This window comes from Kribbella sp. NPDC026596, from assembly GCF_040638415.1.
GTDB lineage: Bacteria > Actinomycetota > Actinomycetes > Propionibacteriales > Kribbellaceae > Kribbella.
This window is the reverse complement of record NZ_JBEZYF010000085.1, coordinates 17,036-35,607: the sequence shown is the minus strand read 5'-3', so window position 1 is coordinate 35,607 and position 18,572 is coordinate 17,036. Positions and strand designations below refer to the sequence as shown.

Annotated in this window: 14 protein-coding genes; 3 read left to right on the top strand and 11 right to left on the bottom strand. The window is 68.4% G+C overall.

Going from position 1 to position 18,572, the window contains the following annotated elements; translation table 11 throughout:
• Window positions 1–126: 126 nt before the first annotated feature.
• The gene (locus tag AB0E63_RS40965) at window positions 127–1,335 is read left to right on the top strand and encodes a TerC family protein (protein WP_360378604.1); all 1,209 of its coding nucleotides are present in this window, start codon (window positions 127–129) and stop codon (window positions 1,333–1,335) included.
• 320 nt (window positions 1,336–1,655) lie between these two features.
• On the opposite strand, the gene AB0E63_RS40960 is transcribed toward AB0E63_RS40965, so the two are convergent.
• The 4 genes from AB0E63_RS40960 to AB0E63_RS40945 are packed head-to-tail and all read right to left on the bottom strand — an operon-like array spanning window position 1,656 to window position 6,615.
• Window positions 1,656–2,486 carry a carbohydrate ABC transporter permease gene (locus tag AB0E63_RS40960; protein WP_360378601.1) on the bottom strand — a complete coding sequence of 277 codons (831 nt, stop codon included), beginning with the start codon at window positions 2,484–2,486 and terminating at the stop codon, window positions 1,656–1,658.
• A gap of 6 nt (window positions 2,487–2,492) precedes the next feature.
• Window positions 2,493–3,443 (bottom strand): sugar ABC transporter permease, encoded by a 951-nt coding sequence (locus AB0E63_RS40955; RefSeq protein WP_360378598.1) that lies wholly within the window; start codon window positions 3,441–3,443, stop codon window positions 2,493–2,495.
• Entirely contained in the window at window positions 3,440–4,750 is a 1,311-nt protein-coding gene (locus AB0E63_RS40950) for an extracellular solute-binding protein (protein WP_360378595.1), read from the bottom strand. Before AB0E63_RS40950 ends, AB0E63_RS40955 begins: the two co-directional genes overlap by 4 nt.
• 2 nt (window positions 4,751–4,752) lie before the next feature.
• Window positions 4,753–6,615 (bottom strand): beta-L-arabinofuranosidase domain-containing protein, encoded by a 1,863-nt coding sequence (locus AB0E63_RS40945; RefSeq protein ID WP_360378593.1) that lies wholly within the window; start codon window positions 6,613–6,615, stop codon window positions 4,753–4,755.
• A 164-nt stretch (window positions 6,616–6,779) separates the two neighbouring features.
• Here AB0E63_RS40945 and AB0E63_RS40940 point away from each other — a divergent pair, with 164 nt between their 5' ends.
• Window positions 6,780–7,778, top strand: coding sequence for a LacI family DNA-binding transcriptional regulator (locus AB0E63_RS40940; protein ID WP_360378590.1), 999 nt, complete (start codon window positions 6,780–6,782; stop codon window positions 7,776–7,778).
• Window positions 7,779–7,839: 61 nt separating this feature from the next.
• Window positions 7,840–9,018 (top strand): hypothetical protein, encoded by a 1,179-nt coding sequence (locus AB0E63_RS40935; RefSeq protein WP_360378589.1) that lies wholly within the window; start codon window positions 7,840–7,842, stop codon window positions 9,016–9,018.
• Here the strand turns inward: AB0E63_RS40935 and AB0E63_RS40930 are convergent.
• From AB0E63_RS40930 to AB0E63_RS40900, 7 genes are all read right to left on the bottom strand, one after another.
• The gene (locus AB0E63_RS40930) at window positions 8,984–9,961 is read right to left on the bottom strand and encodes an acetylxylan esterase (protein WP_360378586.1); all 978 of its coding nucleotides are present in this window, start codon (window positions 9,959–9,961) and stop codon (window positions 8,984–8,986) included. The two genes, AB0E63_RS40935 and AB0E63_RS40930, sit on opposite strands and share 35 nt — an antisense overlap.
• Before the next feature lie 11 nt (window positions 9,962–9,972).
• Window positions 9,973–12,282 (bottom strand): polysaccharide lyase 8 family protein, encoded by a 2,310-nt coding sequence (locus AB0E63_RS40925; RefSeq protein WP_360378583.1) that lies wholly within the window; start codon window positions 12,280–12,282, stop codon window positions 9,973–9,975.
• Window positions 12,283–12,292: 10 nt separating this feature from the next.
• The gene (locus AB0E63_RS40920; protein WP_360378581.1) at window positions 12,293–13,168 is read right to left on the bottom strand and encodes a GDSL-type esterase/lipase family protein; all 876 of its coding nucleotides are present in this window, start codon (window positions 13,166–13,168) and stop codon (window positions 12,293–12,295) included.
• Window positions 13,169–13,569: 401 nt separating this feature from the next.
• Window positions 13,570–14,187, bottom strand: coding sequence for a hypothetical protein (locus tag AB0E63_RS40915; RefSeq protein WP_360378578.1), 618 nt, complete (start codon window positions 14,185–14,187; stop codon window positions 13,570–13,572).
• The gene (locus AB0E63_RS40910; RefSeq protein ID WP_360378575.1) at window positions 14,184–16,106 is read right to left on the bottom strand and encodes a heparinase II/III family protein; all 1,923 of its coding nucleotides are present in this window, start codon (window positions 16,104–16,106) and stop codon (window positions 14,184–14,186) included. The genes AB0E63_RS40915 and AB0E63_RS40910 overlap by 4 nt, the downstream gene beginning before the upstream one ends.
• Window positions 16,106–17,815: a heparinase II/III family protein gene (locus AB0E63_RS40905; protein WP_360378573.1), complete on the bottom strand. Its 1,710-nt coding sequence runs from the start codon at window positions 17,813–17,815 to the stop codon at window positions 16,106–16,108. The genes AB0E63_RS40910 and AB0E63_RS40905 overlap by 1 nt, the downstream gene beginning before the upstream one ends.
• Entirely contained in the window at window positions 17,803–18,567 is a 765-nt protein-coding gene (locus AB0E63_RS40900) for an SDR family oxidoreductase (protein WP_360378570.1), read from the bottom strand. The genes AB0E63_RS40905 and AB0E63_RS40900 overlap by 13 nt, the downstream gene beginning before the upstream one ends.
• Window positions 18,568–18,572 lie beyond the last annotated feature (5 nt).

Here is an 18,572-nt window from a genome sequence, read left to right as displayed (position 1 = left end):
TGCCCCTATGGCGGTATTGATGCCGCGCCTCCGGCGCGGCGGGTCATGGGGCTTGAGCTCCCGGCCTTCCCTCGTCGCTGCAGTCGCTTCGCTCCCTCCGCTCCTCAGTCCAGGCCGGGAGGCCCCATGACCGTGTCCCCCTTGGTCTGGATCCTGACGCTGCTCGGGATCGTCGGGTTGTTGCTGTTCGACTACTTCTTCCATGTCCGGTCCGCGCACGTCCCGACGCTGCGGGAGGCCGCGATCTGGTCCTCGGTGTACGTCGGGATCGCCGTACTGTTCGGACTCGGCACCCTCGTTCTCGGCGGTACGGCGATGGGCTCGGAGTACTTCGCCGGCTACATCACCGAGAAGGCGCTGTCGGTCGACAACCTGTTCGTGTTCCTGATCATCATGACCAGCTTCCGGGTGCCGCGGGAGAACCAGCAGAAGGTCCTGCTGGTCGGCATCGTGGTCTCGCTGATCGCCCGGGCCGCGTTCATCTTCGTCGGCTCCGCGCTGCTGAACACGTTCTCCTGGGTGTTCTACCTGTTCGGGATCGCGCTGCTGCTGACCGCCGGCAACATGCTCAAGCCCGAGACCGAGGAGTCCCACTCTGCGCAGAACATCGTGGTCCGGCTGAGTCGGCGGCTGTTCCGCACCAGCGAGGAGTACGACGGCGACCGGCTGACCACCATGGTCGACGGGCGCCGGATGATGACGCCGATGCTGCTGGTGATGGTCGCGATCGGCGGCACCGACCTGATGTTCGCGCTGGACTCGATCCCGGCCATCTTCGGCCTGACCCAGAACGTGTTCGTCGTGTTCACCGCGACCGCGTTCAGCCTGCTCGGCCTGCGCCAGCTGTACTTCCTGCTCGACGGCCTGCTGGACCGGCTGATCTACCTGTCCTTCGGACTGGCCGCGATCCTGATGTTCATCGGCGCCAAGCTGATCCTGCACGCCCTGCACGAGAACAACCTGCCGTTCGTGAACGACGGCGAGCACGTCGAGGTCATCGAGATCAGCACCGGCCTGTCGTTGGTCGTCATCCTCGTCGTCCTCCTGATCACGATCTTCGCGTCCCTGTTCAGTACGCGCGGGCGCACGCAGACCGCAATGGCCCACATCCGCCGCGACGCGACCGCCTACCTGGACGCCGAGTACACCGAAGACCAGGGCGAACGCGAACGCATCTTCCAGCGCCTCCTCCGCGCCCGCGACCACATCATCGAGCTAGGCCCCGAGGCCCGCCAGCAGGTAAAGAACGAGACCGAACTAATGGCCCTCTGCCGCGAGGTAGCCGACGCCCACGCCGCCGCCCACCCCGAACACGAAATCCGCCCCAGCCTGTAAGGACTCTCCCGCGCGACCGGCTCCGCGCGCTCCTACGTCGCGTGCTACGCAGCCGCTCCCACCCACCCGACTTTCCGTGCGGGCTACAGCCCGCCTGCGCGGGCTGCCGCCCTCAGCCGACAGCACCGTGGTCACGCTGGGCGTGGTCACCCGAGCGACGCCGCCGCAGGCCACCCCTCCGATTCTCAACAAGCAACCCTCCAACTGAGGTGTTGCCCCCTGAGATGGAGGGTTGCCCCCTCAGATTCTCAGTGGGCAACCCTCCAGCTGGGGGGATAACCCCTGAGTTGGAGGGTTTGCCCGAGGCGGCGGGGTGGGGGTCAGCCTTTGACGGCTCCGGAGGCTAGGCCGGTTACGTAGAAGCGTTGGAGGGCTATGTAGAGGACTACGCAGGGGATCATGGCGATGACTGAGCCTGCGACTAGGGATCCGAAGTTGACCTCGCCGTAGGCGCCGGCTTGGACGTTTACGAGGGCTACGGGGAGGGTGTAGAGCTCGTCTTTGGTGAGGAAGGTGAGGGCGCCGAGGAATTCGGTCCAGGCGGCGAGGAAGGCGTAGAGGGCTACGGTGGCTGCGCCGGGGGTGACCAGCGGACGCAGGACCGAGCCGATCATGCGGAGGGTGCCGCAACCGTCGACGTGAGCGGAGTCTTCTAGTTCGACGGGGACCGAGGCGAAGGAGTTTCGCATCACGAAGACGCCGAACGGCAGGTTGACGGTGGTGTAGAAGAGCACCAGGCCGAACAGGCTGTCGGTCAGCCGCAGCGTGTTCATCTCCAGGTAGAGCGGGGTCAGGATCGCCTGGAACGGGATCATCATCGACACCACCACGAGCGCGAAGAGCAGCGGCGCACTCCGGAACCGGAAGCGCGCGAACCCGTAGCCGGCGAAGGTCGCGAGTACGGCGGTCAGCGCCGCGGTGCTCAGGGCAACGATCAGACTGTTGCCGACAGCCCGGATCAGGTGGCCCGGTCCCTCGATCAGCGTGCGGAAGTTGTCCCAGGTCAGGTGGAAGAAGGTCGATGCGTTCGGTGCCGCGACGATCACGTCGTTCGGCTGCACCGAGCGGAAGAGTGCCCACAGCAACGGTACGGCGAAGACGAGGAAGGCGCCGCCACCGCCGACGACGTACAGCGTGTTCTTCAGTCTCATCGTGAGTCAGTCCCTCTCCCGGAGCAGCCAGAACTGGGCCGCGGTGACGAGCCCGACCACGATCACCAGCACGATCGACAGCGCGGTCGCGGCACCGAGCTGCAGCTGAACGAAGGCGCGGTTGTAGATGTACTGCACGACCGTGGTGGTGTCCGTGCCCGGACCGCCGCGGGTCAAGATGTAGAACTGCGTGAACGCGAGCAGCGAGCCGATCACCGAGATGATCACCGCCATCGCGATCGTGCGCCGCAGGATCGGGATGGTGATCTCCAACTCCTGCTTCCACCAGCCCGCGCCGTCCAGGTCGGCGGACTCGTAGTACTCGCGCGGGATCGCCTGCATGCCGGCCATCAGCAGCATCATGGTCAGCCCGCTGACACCCCAGATCACCAGCACGCAGATCAGTCCGGTCGCGAGCGGCCCGCTCACCAGCCAGGCCGTCGTACCGTCGGTGATGCCGAGTTTGCGCAGGATGATGTTGATCGCACCGCTGTCGGGCTGAGCCTCCAGCACCGTGACGAAGCTGAGGGTGGACAGCCCGACGACGAACGGCAGGAAGAAGACTGTGCGCAACAACGTCGAGCCGCGGCGCTTGCGTCGTACCAGAACTGCCAAGGCGTAGCCGAGCACCAGGATCGGCCCGGTCACGATGACCGTGTAGAGGATGGTGTAGAGCACCGACTTCGCGAACGCGGCGTCGGAGACGATCGCGCCGTAGTTCTTCAGCCCACTGAACTTGACCGTCCCGATCAGCGGCCAGTTGGTCAGCGAGATCACCAGGGCGAAGGCCAGTGGCACCAGCACGAAGACCCCGACGAACAGTACGGCGGGAGTCACCAGAAGCAGCCCGGTCCGCGCCGGATGCGTGAGTGAGCCTCGTCCGGCCCGTCGCCCGGCGACCGCTGCCCTGCGCGAACCCGGATCCAACCGGCGAGCACCTCTGACCGCGGTACTCATGCTTGCCCCTGCTTCAGGATCCGGTCGTAGTTCTGCTGTGCTTCCTTCATCGCAGCCTCCAGCTCGCCGTCGAAGACGGCCCGGCGGAACATCTGCAGCCACGGCCCGTCCGGCTGGTTGTAGAGCAGGTTGTAGGACAGCGTGGTCGGCGCGTACCCCTCCTGGATGCGCTCCAACGGCAGCGTCGCGAGCGGGAACTTCTTCGCGAACTCCGCGGTCCGCGCGTCCGACCGCACCGGCGTGTAACCGCCCGCCGGCAGGTCGACCTGCTGCGGCAGGTCGAGCGCGAAGCGGACGAATTCCCAAGCCCCAGAGGCATTACGAGCGCCGCGCGGGATGCACATGTTGTCGCCGCCGTCGAAGAACGCCGCGCCACCGTCCGGCCCGGACAGCAACCGGGGGGCGACCTTCTGGTGGAACTTGTCGTCGGAGGCGGACACCACCACGCTGTAGTTGGACGGGAAGATGCCGATCTTGCCGGCCCGGAAGTCGCTCCCCCATCGGGACGCGTCGTCGGAGAAGTTCGCCCGGGGCACCAGCCCGTCGACCCAGAGCTGCCGGTGCAGCTCGAGCATCCGCTGGACCACGTCGTTCCCGACGATGTGGCCGGACTGCTGACCGATCGCGCCTTGGATCAGGTCGGTGTCGGCTGCCCAGATCATCGGCTGTACGACGAACCCGAGCGCACCCGGACTGTTGGCCGGGAAGCTCCACGCGTAGATGTCGTCGCCCAGCTTCCGCAGCTTCTTGGCCGCGTCGAGCAGGTTGTCGAAGGACTTGATCGCCTCGTCCAGGTCGACGTCCGCCCGGTCGCACAGCTCGGTGTTGAACCAAAACATCGAGTTGTCGGCGAGGTACGGAACGCCGTACACACGCTCGTCCTTCGTCGCCAGCCGCAGGTGACCGGGACTGAGTTTGTCCCGGAAGTCCAGTCCCTGCAGGGGTTCGGTGAGGTCGGTGAACGCGTCGCGGTAGATGAACAGCATCGAGTTGATGTCGTCGATGTCGACCAGGTCCGGCACACTCCGGCCGCGGATCGCGGTCGCCAGCTTGGTCACGTACTGGGCGTCCAGGACCGGCGTCAGCTCGACGGTGAGCCGACCCTGGGACGCGTTGAACTTCTTCACCAAGTCGGTCAGGCCGGTCTGCGTCGCCGCCCGGCACCACACCTGCACGGTGCCGGTGGCTTCCTGCCCGAACCCAGCTGCCTGGACGTCGGGTTCGGGCAGGACTGAGCTACAGCCCGGTACGGCGCCGGCAGCGACTGCCGCGGCCGACGCACCGAGGAACTTCCGCCGGGTGAGCATGCTCAGGCCCTGGGTAACCAGACGCGCATGGCGCCGATCTCGCGGTTGGCCCAGGCGTAGTACGGCACCGCGACCACGTCCACCTCGTCACCGGCTCCGTCCTTGGCCGACGAGGTAAACGGCCAGCCGTCGCGGTGACCGGTCCCGGCCAGCCCACGGGCGCGAAGCACAGTCACACCGTCCAGCAGCTCGTCATCGTGCGTCGCAGCAACTGGCGCCTCAGGCAACAGGTGCAGATCGTCGACGTTCGTCTGCTGGTCGGCCTGCTCGACCGCGTAGACGAGCGGGCCGCGTTCCAGCGCGAGACAACCCCGTACGGCGTCGACGCGAGGATCGGCGCCGACCACGCGGGTCGTCATCGGCAACTGCAGATCGATCTCGGCGACCTCTACCCGGGCATAGGTGCCCGCCGCCACCGGCTCGCCGTTCACGGTGGCGCCGTCCGCCCAGGCCGGGATCCTGAGCTCAACTGCGACAGGAGAAGTGATTCGGACCGCGCCATCCCATGGGTAGTTGGTCTCGATGCTCAATTCACCCTTGTCGGTCTGAAGAACTCCAGCTGCGTACTGGTGGATCTGCACCACACCGTCGTTCGTGGTGGCGAGGTAGGCGTCGAGGCTGGCTAGGGTGCGCATGATGTTCGGTGGGCAGCAGGCGCAGTCGAACCACCCGCGCCGGCCATGTGCCGGACTGCGGCCGTTGTCCGCGTGCGCGGCCCCGCGCAGCTGCAGCGGGTTGACGTAGAAGTACTCGGTCCCCTTCAGCGAGACGCCGGCGAGGAAGCCGTTGTAGAGCATCCGCTCGATCGCATCCGCGTAGAACGCGTCACCAGTCGCGAGGAGCATCCGCCAGGCCCACTGGATCCCGCCGATCGCCGCGCAGGTCTCGGCGTACGCACGGTCCGCGGGCAGCTCGTGCTCGTCGCCGAACGCCTCGCCCTCCCAGCGCGCACCCAGACCGCCGGTGACATAGGTCTTCGTCGACCACATGTGCTCGAACTGCCGCTTCAGCGCGTCGAGCAGGTCGGTGTCACCGGTTTCGAGGGCAACGTCGGTCGCACCGGCGGCGAGGTAGACGGCGCGGACCGCGTGGCCTTCGACCGAGGTCGCCTCGCGGACCGGGACACGGTCGGAGAAGTACGCCGGTTCGTGGCCGTGGTTCTTGATGATCCCGTGGCCGCGCGCCTCGACGAACCACTTGGCCTGGTCGAGGTAGGCCGTCGTACCGGTTTCTCGATACAACTCGACCAGGGCCATCTCGATCACCGGGTGGCCGTCCACGTCGACGGTCTTGCCATCGCCTTCACCGAACGTTGCGACCAGGTGGTCGGCGAGCTTGATCGCGACGTCGAGCAGCGCTCGGTCGCCGGTACAGCGGACCTGCGCGACCGCGGCCTGGATCAGGTGGCCGGCGCAGTAGTGCTCGTGGCTCCAGACGAGTTGCTGGTAGCGGCCCTCGTCGCCGTACCGGAGCTGGACGACCGAGTCGAGGTAGCCGTCCTCGCGCTGCGCGGCGGCGACGACCGCGGTGAGTTCGCGGATGCGCTTGAGCAGGTCGTCGCTCGGGTTGCGCCCGTACTCCCAGGCGGCGGCCTCGAGCCACTTGTAGACATCGGAGTCGGCGAACACCGGACCGATCGCCTCGCCGTCGCCGATGCCGGCCGCGAGTCGCAGGTTCTGCAGGTTGCCGGCCGACTCCAGCTGGTCCTGACCGCTGGGGATCGCGCTCTCGCCGTTGCGGAGCTGGCGCGGCGCCCAGAAGCCGCCGGTGATCTTCGCCTGGCCGAGTCCTAAGGGTTGCCGGCGGCCGGCGGCCGTGGCGGCCGGGCTGCGGGAGGTGGTGACTGCTTCCGGGGTAGCGCTCATAGGGCGTGACTCCTGGGGGAAGGCTGCGGAAAATCCAGAACACGTTTTCCTTGACGAAGGTAGAGACGGTCAACGGCCTGGTCAACCCCTGGGACCTGGCGAGATCCGGACACGCCGGGACCCGTGCTGTACTGTTTCCGGAAAGTTCGGAAAGGAGTTGCCGGATGGCGTCACGCGGACCTTCGCTGCCCCGGATCACCGACGTGGCCGCGTTGGCGGGCGTTTCCACGAGTACGGCGTCGAAGGCGTTGAACGACACCGGTCAGCTTCGCGAGGAGACCAGAGAGCGGGTACGCCGTGCCGCCGAGCAGCTCGGGTTCACCCCGGACAGCCGGGGCCGGGCGTTGTCGTCCGGGCGCAGCTTCACGGTCGGGCTGATCACCACCGACAGCTCCGGCCGGTTCAGCATTCCGATCATGCTCGGCGCGGAGGACGCGTTGAGTGCGGGCGAGATGGCGCTGGTGCTCTGCGACACCCGGGACGATCCGCTGCGCGAGCAGCACTATCTTCGGTCGCTGGTGTCGCGGCGGGTCGACGGGATCATCGTCACCGGTCGGCGGACCGAGCCTCGCGCGCCGATCGACGTACCGATTCCGGCGGTCTACGCCTTCAGCCCGTCGACCGATCCGGCCGATACCTCGGTGGTCGTGGACGATCACGGCGGAGCGGGGTCGACCGTCCGGCACCTGCTCTCGCTCGGCCGGCAACGGATTGCGCACGTCACCGGCCCCGCGAGCCATCAGAGTGCGCGGGACCGCGCCACGGCGACCGTCGAGACTGCCGGCGACGCGATGGTCGGCGAGCCGATGCACGGCGAGTGGACGGAGCGGTGGGGACGGCATGCGGTCGACGTCCTACTGCGTACGACGCCTGATCTCGACGCCATCTCCTGCGGCAGCGACCAGATCGCGCGTGGTGTCTGCGATCGCCTCCGTGAGCTGGGCCGCGCTGTCCCCGACGACATCGCCGTCACCGGGTACGACAACTGGTCGGTGATGGCGCTGGCCAGCCGGCCGCCGCTGACCACTGTCGACCTGGAGCTCGAGGAACTCGGTCGCCGTACGGCGAATCTCCTGCTCGACAGCATCGCCGGCTCGGCGCACCCCGGGCTGATGGAACTTCCGACCCGCCTGGTGACCCGCGAGTCGACGCTCGGCACCTGAGTCATCGGATAGTCGCCCGTACGACTGCCATTCGTTGCCCAGTCCCGCTAGGTTGCTTCGGGTGCTGCGCAAGTTCGTGATCGGCGTAGCGGTGATCGCCACCATCGTGGCGGGGGTGGGCACCGCGCGCCTGGTCCTTCCCCGGACCGATCCCACCCGTGGCGTGGTCAAGCAGTTGGCGTTCCTGCGCGCCGAGATCGAGGGCGGCGCGGACCACGCCGCTCAGAAGCAGTTCCCGGAGGGGTACTTCTTCCTCAACGCGCTCTACGGACTGACGTGGGTGCAGGTCGGGCTCACCGACCCGGCCCGCTCCGCCGATGCGGCCGCCGAGGCCCGCTGGTCTCTCGACCGGCTGCAGTCCGCGGACGGCACCGCGCCATTCGACGCCTCGCTGAAACCGCGGTACGGCGTCTTCCATGCGGGCTGGACGAACTGGCTGCGCGGCGGACTGATCGCGCTCAAGCACTCCGACGCGGCCGAGATCGACGAGTTCACCAGCAAGTCGGTCGAGATCGCGACCGCGTTCCGGACCGCGCGGACCCCGTTCTTGGACTCGTACCCGGGTCAGGCCTGGCCAGTCGACTCGGTCGTCGCGATCGCTTCCCTGCGCCTGTACGACGACCTGGTGGCACCGCGGTTCGGCCAGATCGCGACGAACTGGCTGGCGGCGGCGAAGACCAGGCTGGATCCGGCGACCGGGTTGCTCCCGCACCAGGTGACGCCGGCGCTGGTCGGGGCACGGGCGTCGTCGCAGGGCATGATCCAGCGCTTCCTGGTCGACATCGATCCGGCCTTCGCGCGGGCGCAGTACGAGATCTTCAAGGACCGGTTCGTCAACGGGATTGGCGTACGGGAGTATCCGAAAGGCTCGACCGGCCAGGGTGATGTGGACTCCGGACCGCTGATCCTCGGGATGAGCTTGTCCGCGACTGTGGTGACGCTGGGCGCGGCGCGCGTCCAGCACGATCCGGTGGCCGACCGGCTGTCCCGGGAAGGCGAGCTGCTCGGGCTGCCGCTCACCGGCCTGAAGACGAAGCGATACCTGTTCGGCGCGGTGCCGATCGGGGACGCGTTCCTGGCTTGGTCCGCGTCCGCACGACCGCTCGTGGCCGCCGACCAGCCAGAGCTCAACGGCGGCTCCGGCTGGTGGCGGCTCCCGTGGCTACTGGTGCTCTGGCTGCCGGCCTTGATCCTGTGGGGACTTGTCAGGCGGCGCCGAAAGCGGAGGCGAGCGCACTGAGCTTGCGCGGCAGGTCGTACTCCGCGCCGCCCTCGTGCCCGTTGTAGGTGAACACCTCCAGTTGCGCGGGACCGCCGTATCGGTGGTACGCCGCGAAGACCGTGGACGGCGGGCAGACGTTGTCCATCAGCGCGACCGAGAACCACGCCGGACAGACCGCGCGGGCCGCGAAGTTCACCGCATCGAAGTACGACAGGGTGCCGATCGCGGTCTGGACGGCGAAACGGTGCCCCTTCAGCCAGCGCGCGATCTCGGCGTACGGGCCGTTGTCGGTGATCTGCGACGCGCGCCGGTAGTGACACAGGAACGGAACGTCGGCGATCGCGGCGGACAGGTCGTCACGCAACCCGGCGACCGCGAGCGCGAGCCCACCACCCTGGCTGCCACCGAGGACGGCGACGTGGTCACTGTCGACGTCCGGGCTGCTCTTGACCGCGTCGACGGCACGCACCGCGTCGGTGATCAGCCGCCGGTAGTAGTGCTTCTGGGGGTCCTCGATGCCGCGGGTGAGGAAGCCGGGTGACGACGAGCCGTGGCCGTCCGGCGCGACGTCCGGGGTGTCCGCGACTGTCTTGCCGCCACCGCCTTGGCCGCGGTTGTCCATCACCAGGTGGGCGTAGCCGGCCGCGCTCCAGGTCAGCCACTCGTACGGGATGCCGCGACCGCCGTTGTAGCCGATGTACTGGACGACCGCGGGTAGCGGGCCGCTGCGATGGCGTGGCAGGAGCAGCCAGGCCTTCACCGGCTGACCGTTCCATCCGCGGAACGTCACGTCCTGCACGTCCACGGTCGCGAGCTGCGCGGCGTACGGCTCGAACCGGGCGTCGATCGGGTGGGCGGCCGCGTCGTCGAGCGTCTGCTTCCAGAACGCGTCGAAGTCCGCGGGCTCCTCGGGTTCGGGCCGGTACTCGCGCAACCGGTCGAGAGGCATGTCAACGAGCATGAAGGGGCTCCTCAGTGGAAGGTCGCGGTCAGGCTGGCGCCATGGAGGTTCGAGGTGTCGGCTACCAGGCGCCAGCCGGAAGCGTGGCGACTGACCTGTACCCCGTCGTCGGCGCTCACCAGGCGAAGGCCGGGCTTGCTGAGGTCGACGGTGACCGACGAACGGGTTTGCGTCGGGTCCGAGATCGCGATCGTCCCGGCCGCGACGACCACGGAGGCGGGACCGTCGACGGTCAGCTCGGCGACCGTGCCCGCGGTCCAGAAGTTGGCCGCAAGGACGTTGCGCAGGCGGATGGCGTGGGCGGTGGCGTCGGCGCGGAGCTTCTGGACCGGCAGCTTGCCCGCGTACGTCTTGGTCTCAGCCAAGGTAGCCGTCGGCAACTGCACGTAGTAGTAGCCCTGGGCAACGGGCGTGGTGCCGTGGTCGATCCAGACGGTGTGGTACGGGCGGGTGACCGGAACGTCGGTGCCGTACTTGAGGTTGATCTCGCGCCAGGTCGCCGTACGGTTCTCGCGCAGCGTCCGGATCGGCGTTCGGTCGGGGAAGATGTAGCCGCCCGTGCCGGCCAGGTGACACCACCCCGGTGCGGCAGTGAACGTCTCGTCGCCGACGCGCAGCTTGCGGTTCTCGACGATGGTCTCGACCGCGCCGTCGCCGGTGATGCCGGAGCCGAGACAGACCACGGCGTCGTCGATCAGGAACCAGCTCTTCAGGGCCTTCAGGTTCGTCCCGTAGCTTCGGAGATCCATGCCGTAGGCACCGATCGTCCGGCCGGGGATCGCCGCACCGCCGACCCAGTCGGCCTCGCTCGTGGTGCGGAAGCCGTACGAGTCGGTCAGCCGCCGGGTGTCGACCGTTGTCCCCGGCAACCGATAGGGGTCGACCGTCGGCCAGTAGTCGCCCGAGTAGTGGCCGAGGTCGTCGTCGTACACGAGCACCATCCCGTCGGACAGGTGCCAGCCGTGCAGGTTCTCGTTCTGGATCGACTCGTAGTTGTAGATCCGGGACGAGTACGCGCTCAGCCCGACGGTGAACGCCGGGCGGTGGTGCGCCACCTTGTCCATCAGCGGGTACTGCTTGTGGACGACGAGCGCCCCACGAGCCGCCGTGGTCGACGCGAGGACGGCCCGGGCCGCCACCAGCGAGGCCGGGTCGGTGACGGTCAGGAAATCGCGGAACGTGTCCTCGGTGATCCACTGCTTGACCAGCCCGGTGAGTCGCGCTGCCCGGTCGGCCGGCGCGGCCGGGATCAGCCGGAGGGTGCCTTCGATGATCGTCTGGGACGGCGCGTGGTTCTGCTTGCTGGGACGGGCGATCTCGCGACCGCAGACCGAGCCCATCAGGTCACCGCGCACCATCAACGGGTCGAACGCGTCGTCGATCCAGCGGTAGATGTTGTCGAGGTCAGGATCGGTGACGGTCCACGGCGTACCGCCGAGCAGGTAGAGCAGGGACGACAGTGTGCCGAGCAGCTCCTTGCCGTAGCCGCCGTTGTACGGGTGCTTGTAGTGCTGGAGGAACGAGCCGTCGCTGGAGAATCCTTCGCCGGTGCCGTCGATCCGGCCGGGGGCGTCGTTGAACGCGAGCACGCTGTTCGCACCGCCGCCTTCCACATCGCTGATCGCGTCCCGGACGCGCACGAGTGCAGCGGTGTCGCCGTCGAGGACCGCGCGGATCGCGACCACGGTGGCGATCCAGACGCGGTTCGCGCCGGTTGCGATCTGCCGATCGGCACGCCAGAGGTTCGGGTCCGGAGTGTAGTGGTCGATCGCGGTCGTGTACGTCGTCCGCAGGTCGGCGGGGATCACGTCGTACAGGAGGACAAGAGTGTCCGCGAACGCCGAGGCGGCGCCGATCTCCCAGTCGTAGTCGTTGTCGTACCGCGGCAGGCTCGGGCTGTAGCGGTTGGCGTGCATCCAGTCGAGCGCGCCGAGGATGTCCCTGGCGACGCTCGCGTTGCCCTGGTACGCCGAGCCGTTCGTGGCCCAGGCGACCGCGATCTGCTCGATCCGGCGGAAGTTCGACGCGACGTGGTTCGACAGCGTCGTACTCGCGAGATCCGGCCAGAGCGCCGTACGGGTCGCGGAGCGGTCGAGGGTGGTCAGGGCGGAGCGGGCGAGTTTGTCGATCCGCGCGATCGCGACGGCAAGGTCGGGGTCGGCTGGATCGACGGTTGGACCGCCGGTGAGCCGCACTTGCCAACGGCGGCGGAGCTCGTCGGTCGAGTCGTCGGCCCAGGACGGGGTCGGCACGGTCAGCAGCGCGGCCGAGCCGAGCATGCCACCGAGCACAGTCCGGCGGCGGAGGGTGAGGTCTGGCATGTGAGTCCTCTCAAACGGATAAGGCGATCGCCTTGGCTCCGGCGGCGTTCGGGTGCAGGCCGTCGCCGCTGTTGAAGGCCGGTCGCAACTGCGCGGGGTCGGCCGGATCACGCAGTACGGCGTCGACGTCGACGATGCGGTCGAAGATGGGGCCGGATCGGAGTACGTCGTTGACCTGGTGGCGGATCTGGTCGAGCGGTTCGGTGTAACGGATCCAGCCCTTGAAGGGGCCGATGGTTGCCCCGAGCACGTTCAGGTTGTGGTCGCGGGCTCGGCGAGCGAGCTGTTCGTAGCCGGCCAGGAGTCGCGCGGGGTCGGTCTGGCTCGGTGGTTGCTGGATGTCGTTGATGCCGAGGAAGACCAGTACCGCTTGGAGTCCTGGTAGTGCGAGGACGTCGCGGTCGAAGCGTGCTTGACCGCTTGGGCCGAAGCGGGCGTCGTCCAGCAGCAGGCGGTTCCCACTCATCCCGAGGTTGGCGACAGCGGGTCGATGCCGGAACCGCGCGGCGTACTGATCCGGCCAGCGGAGGTTGGCGTCGTCCGGGGTTCCTACTCCTTCGGTGATCGAGTCACCGAGAACCGCCAGCGTCTGCCGGCCGTTCGCGAGTACGTCGACGCCGCTCAGCAGGAACACCGACTTCGTCGGCCGATCACCGATCAAACCAGTGGCATGCACGTTCCGGTGAAAGCTCACCGGGCCTGTCGGTCCCGGCAAGTACATGCTCACTACCAAGTCGCCGCCGTCCGGTACGGCCAGATCAACAGGATCACTCACCACAGTCGCCCCAGCAGCCAGCACGACCTGCTCATCACCGCCGAACAGCAGGCGACGGGAGGTGGTGGCGGAAGCCGCAGCAACCGGTTGGTCGGCCCCCGCCACTGTCACGGGGCCCAGTAGGAGAGGCGCCGAGCCGAAGGGGTTGGCGAAACGGAGCCGAAGCTGGGCGAGACCCCGATCGCCGGTGGTTCCGGCGGATAGGTGGATGGTGTTGTGGATTGTGGTGTTGGTGAAGCCGGTGGTGGCGTCGAGATCGGTGGGGGTTGGGGCTGTGTGAGCTGCGGCCCAGCTGGTGATCCACCGAGGGTGTGGGGTCGTCGGGACCGGAGCGGCGGGCGAGCCGGCGTGGGCTGTGGCTGGTTTGCCGAGGACTGTGCCGCCTAGGAGTCCGCCTAGGGCTCCGGTGAGGAGGTTTCGGCGGGAGGGGGTGGGCATCAGTAGGTGGTGATGGGGAGCTGGATCGGGACGGCTCTGGACATAGTGGTCCTCCTGTGGGGCGGTTGGCGGGGCTATGCGTGGTCGGCGACCAGGAGCCCGATCAGTACGGGGACTGTGGCGCCGAGGAGCAGCGGGCCCGCCGGAACGACGAGCGAGAAGATCGGGGCCGCGACAGCCGCGCCGAGCAGGGCGGTGCCGCGCGGGACGGAGGTGAAGGCGAGCCGGAACGCCGTACGACGCCAGCCGGATGCCGAGCCGGATGGGTCGCGACCGGCGGCAACGGCCAGCGCCAGGTGGTACGTGACCGCGGCCGCGACCAGCCCGACGTGGATCATGAACAAGGTCAGCACGACCGGCCCGGAATGGCCGGAGAGGAAGGACAAGTTGCTGGCAGCAACCACTGCTGCAACAGTCATCAGGGCGGAGTGCGGCAACAACGGACGCCAGTACCCGCGCCACCCGGTGAAGACCCCGGCGAAGCACCGGGTGTCGCCGTCGGTCCGCCACCGGTTGAGCGCGAACCCGACCGCCGCCAGCGCCGGCAACCAGGTCACGACACCGAGGCACAGGATCGAGAACGCCGCCCCCGCAAGCACCGGACTCGCCAACCACCCCAGCCAGTCGATAGCCCGCCGAGTCACCCCAAGACCGTCCCGGCGGGTCACCAGGTGATCGTCCCGGCGGCTCATACCGTGATCCTCCGGTCGGCGGTCTGGATGACGGCCTTGGCTTGCTCGGCGAAGCCCTCGCCCTCGATCAGGCCGTCGTCGTCGGCCAACAGGACGGTTTCTCCGTCGAAGGCGATGCCGAAGCCTCGGGTGAGGTCGAGGCGGCATGCGGTGGGTGGTGCCGGGCGGAGAGCCGAGGTCGGCTCGATGGTGGTCAGCAGGGTGGCGGAAGCACACCGTTCGGCGGTGGCGCGGAGGGTGTGCAGGGTGCGGGTCAGGCGCAGGCTCGGGGTGCTCGAGGTGGGATTCGCCTCGACTTCGGTGACGGCCGACTCGACGGTCAGCGGCGTGTGCAGGCGGACCCAGGCTTGCGCGCCGCCCGAGCGCAGCACGATCTCGTCGTCGAGTTCGAGCGGCCAGTCGGCGTGCAGCAGGAACGTCCAGTCCCGCGGCGCCCCAGCGGCACACCGGTCAAGCAGGACCAGCCGGCCGGCGGGCGTGAATACGAGGGTTCGATCGAGTCGGGTGATCTCCAGCTCAGCCGGATACATCGCGGCGATCCGCGCCGTCGCGTGGAGCATCCCGCCGGCCGCGAGTACGTCGACCATCCGGGCCTGGCGCTCGTACGGCGCACCCTTGTAGACGTGGTACCGATCCTCGTCGGCGAAACCCTGCCCGTCGACCAGGATCAGGTTGTGGTCTCCGGCCCGCTTGCGATTGCTGTACCCCTCGTCGACCGCCAGGAAGGCACCCCGCGAGGTGAGCACGAACGACCCGGCGTCCGGATGATGATGCCCGGCACTCAGCGTGTCCCAACCACGCTCGCGGTCGAGCCGGTGCGACGTCTCCCAGGCCTGATGCCCGCCGCCCGGTGCGGCCTTGAACGACACCATCGTTGCCTCGTCGTCCCATCCGGTCCGTGCCGTGACGAGGCCGAGGTCAGGGAAGTACGCCGACAACGGTGTCTTCTCCTCCGGCGGCGTTGCCCGGACGGAGTCGTCGTACCAGAGCAGCTCGAGGTAGGCCTCGGGCATCACGCCGGGCTTCACGCCACTCGCGTACGCCTCGCGCCAGAAGAAGCGGTCGGCGACCAGATCACCGAGCCACTGCGCCTCGCCGATCCGGTAGGCGGAGGCGAGCTTGTAGTAGAGCGCGACGCTGTGGCCGCTGCGGCGATCGTGGCAGTCGCCGTGGTCGATGTTCTCCTCGAAACCGGGCGCACACTGCTGCAGCCGATAGGAGAACGTGTTGGCGAGGAAGGGACAGCGGTCCCACCAGTCCAGCCCTTCCTGGTCCTGGAGCAGATCCAGGTACGTCGCCAGCCACGGGACGCCGTACCGCCAGTAGACGACACCCTCCATGTCGGACCCGTCGGCCGGCAGCAGGTCGATCACGGTCGCGAAGTTCTCCTTCGCCCGCTCGGTCCACTCCGTCTTGCCGAGCGCATAGCCGGCCGCGGCGAGGCCCGTGTAGCAGATCCAGTTGTGGTTCTGCCAGTACGACGAACTCCACCAGGAACCCTCGGACTCGACGGCGAACTCGTACAACCGCGATCCCTGCAACTCCAGCTTCGCGCGCAACTCGTCGGCCAGCTCGAAGTCGTCACCGAGCCAGGTCAGCGCGAGCGACAGCCCGTGCAGCAGCCACCCGGCGTCGAGGTCGTGGTCGGGCAGGTGCGCCTTGCCCCAGTGCGGGAACCCGATCGCCGCGGAGATCCAGCGCGCGGCCTCGGCCCGATAGCCGGGGTTGCCGGTCAGGCGGTAGGCCAGGGCGAGGTTCGCGGCCGCCGGGCCGAAGTAGGTGATGCTCGCGGATGGGTGCTCGGTCGGTGGGGTCTGAGTGCGGTACCAGTCGCACTGCTCGCGCAGTCGCCGCCAGCGCGCGACATGCTGACCGTCCAGCCCGTCGCGCAGGTCGTCGAGACGCTTGTCGATCAGCATCAACGACCCCCGATCCGATGCACATGCCCGTCGACCGTGACCACGTCGCCACTCACCCCGACGGCAACCTCGGCGGTCGAGTAGACAGAACAGAAGGTGGCGGAGGTGCCGACGACGGTCCAGTCGAGAACAGTTCGTGTCCGCTGTGGGTCATCTGCCGGCCCAGGTCCCGGTCGAGTCACCGGCACCCCGACGCCAAGGTGGTAGCCATACAGCGTTTCCTGGCCCGCCCACACCGTGCGCACCACACCTGACCCCACCTCCACGGTCAGGTCGACGTCGGGGCGGAACTGCAGCGCGATCTCGCGCTCCCGATCCGCCGTTACCCGGACCACATCGACGAGATAGCCGTCTCCCGCGATCACCTGCCGCGTCGCCCGGACACCGTCGTACCAATCGGCGACCTCCGCCGTCACCGAGGTCTCGTCCGTCGTGACCACACCGGTCGCCTCGTTCGGCTCGAGGCCGTCGATCCGGATCGTCGGGTGTGCGGCGGCGGACTTGTAGTGGCGCCGCCACTCGGCATGCCCGTACGGCACCTGCCCCGGATCGGGTTGCCACGGCGTGGTCGGGCCATACAGATAGAGCGAGAGCTTGTCATGGTGACCGTGCGATCCACCGTGCGGTCCATGGTCGAGGATCGCGTGAATGCCGCCGGCGCGGATCACCGCATAGCAACCGGTCAGCGGGCGGGGCTGCACCGCGCCCGAGCGTGGTGGGCCTGCGAACCACCCGCCGAACCTGTCCTCGAGACCGTCGTACTCCGTGCCCACCTCCGCACGGGCGTGGGCGGCAACGGCGTCCAGCCCGTGGTTCGCGGTGAACTGACGTGCGAGGGCAACGATCTCCAGCCACTCCAGCGCGAGCGGGACGCGACGGTACGGACCGTCGTGCAGTGCGGGCAGGATGCCGCCGTCGGTCGCGATCCCGGCGAGCGCGCCGATCATCGCGTCCAGCCAGTCGGGCACGTCGGCGGGATCGGCACCCCGCAGGCTGAGGAGATAAGCCCGGAGTACGAAGCCGTGGTAATACGTGCTGGCTTCCCACTCCCAGCCGTCCTCGCCGGTCGCGATCTCCAGATGCGCGAACTGACCATGTTCCCCGGTCAGCCATTCCTTATCGCCGCCCCACGGCTCACCCCGTACGGCGGCCGCGGCCTGTCCGGCCACAGTACCGAGCGCGTTGAACCACGCCGTGTAGTTCGACGAGAACTTGTCCTGGGCAACCATCGCGTCCCGGGCCCGCCGTGATCCGTCGACCATCGCATCGAGCATCGGGAGGGTCTCGGCGAGGGCAGCGTTCGGTGCGAGGTTGAGGATCGCGTGCGCGATCGGCACGCCCCAGACCGCATCGGTCAGCGCCTGGTGGAACAGCCGCCCGCGCTGCATCCACCCCTGCGCCTGCTCGTGCTCCCCGGATCTCGTGAGGTCCTGATAGAGCCGCGCGTACGCCGTGAGCAGCTCGGCGCCACCACCGTCGTACGAGAGCAAGCGGATCCGCCGCGCCCACCAGTGATGCGCGAGCACCCGCCAGGCGCCCCGCACCGCCGGGGTGTCGACGCGGCAGCCGTACGAGCACGGTACGCCGCCGACCGGAAACTCACCGGTTTCGAACTCGACGTGCTCGAGCTCGACACCGTGCGCCGGGCAGACGTACTCGTGCCACCAGCCACCGCGCTCGGTCGGCGGATGTCCGGTCAGCGAGGCCATGTGCCACCGTCGATGTCGATGGTGATCCCGGTCAAGTAGCCCGACGCCGGAAGCGCGAGGAAGCGGACCGCGTTCGCCACGTCCTCGACCTGACCGGCGCGGCCGATCGGCGTACCGGCCACCATGTTCGCCTGGGCCTGCTCGGTGGAGAAGGTCTGGTGGAACGCCGTCTCCGCGATGTAGCCCGGCGCGACCGAGTTGACCGTGATCCGCTGCGGGCCGAGCTCCTTCGCCAGGCCCTTGGTGAATCCACGGATCCCCGCCTTGGCCGCCGCGTAGATCACCGAACCGGGGCCACCGCCGTTGTGCGCGGCGAGCGAGGCCATCGTGATGATCCGCGGGTTGGAGGACTGCGCCAGGTGCGGGATCGCGGCCCGGGTGGTGCGGAAGGTGGCGCCGAGGTTCACGTCGACGACCTGCTGGAAGTGCTCGTCGGACATCTCCTCGACCTTGACCCGGCCGATCAGGTGGCCTGCGTTGCAGACCAGGACGTCGAGCCCGCCGAGGAAACCGACCGCCTCGTCGAGCAGCCGGTCGACATCCGCCGTACTCGTGACGTCGGCACCGACCGCGATCGCCTTCCGGCCGAGATCCTCGATGGCGGCGACGGTCTGCGCGGCGGCGTCCGCGGACTTGCCGTAGTGGACCACAACGTCCGCTCCGGCGGCCGCCAGACCGAGCGCGATCCCGCGGCCGATGCCGTGCCCGGCCCCGGTCACCAGCGCTCGCGTGCCTTGCAGTTCCCCGGTCATAGGTA

Coding starts and splice junctions, on each gene's coding strand:
- AB0E63_RS40965 (WP_360378604.1), top strand. CDS start 127: ATGACCGTGTCCCCCTTGGTCTGGATCCTGACGCTGCTCGGGATCGTC.
- AB0E63_RS40960 (WP_360378601.1), bottom strand. CDS start 2,486: ATGAGACTGAAGAACACGCTGTACGTCGTCGGCGGTGGCGGCGCCTTC.
- AB0E63_RS40955 (WP_360378598.1), bottom strand. CDS start 3,443: ATGAGTACCGCGGTCAGAGGTGCTCGCCGGTTGGATCCGGGTTCGCGC.
- AB0E63_RS40950 (WP_360378595.1), bottom strand. CDS start 4,750: ATGCTCACCCGGCGGAAGTTCCTCGGTGCGTCGGCCGCGGCAGTCGCT.
- AB0E63_RS40945 (WP_360378593.1), bottom strand. CDS start 6,615: ATGAGCGCTACCCCGGAAGCAGTCACCACCTCCCGCAGCCCGGCCGCC.
- AB0E63_RS40940 (WP_360378590.1), top strand. CDS start 6,780: ATGGCGTCACGCGGACCTTCGCTGCCCCGGATCACCGACGTGGCCGCG.
- AB0E63_RS40930 (WP_360378586.1), bottom strand. CDS start 9,961: ATGCTCGTTGACATGCCTCTCGACCGGTTGCGCGAGTACCGGCCCGAA.
- AB0E63_RS40925 (WP_360378583.1), bottom strand. CDS start 12,282: ATGCCAGACCTCACCCTCCGCCGCCGGACTGTGCTCGGTGGCATGCTC.
- AB0E63_RS40915 (WP_360378578.1), bottom strand. CDS start 14,187: ATGAGCCGCCGGGACGATCACCTGGTGACCCGCCGGGACGGTCTTGGG.
- AB0E63_RS40910 (WP_360378575.1), bottom strand. CDS start 16,106: ATGCTGATCGACAAGCGTCTCGACGACCTGCGCGACGGGCTGGACGGT.
- AB0E63_RS40905 (WP_360378573.1), bottom strand. CDS start 17,815: ATGGCCTCGCTGACCGGACATCCGCCGACCGAGCGCGGTGGCTGGTGG.
- AB0E63_RS40900 (WP_360378570.1), bottom strand. CDS start 18,567: ATGACCGGGGAACTGCAAGGCACGCGAGCGCTGGTGACCGGGGCCGGG.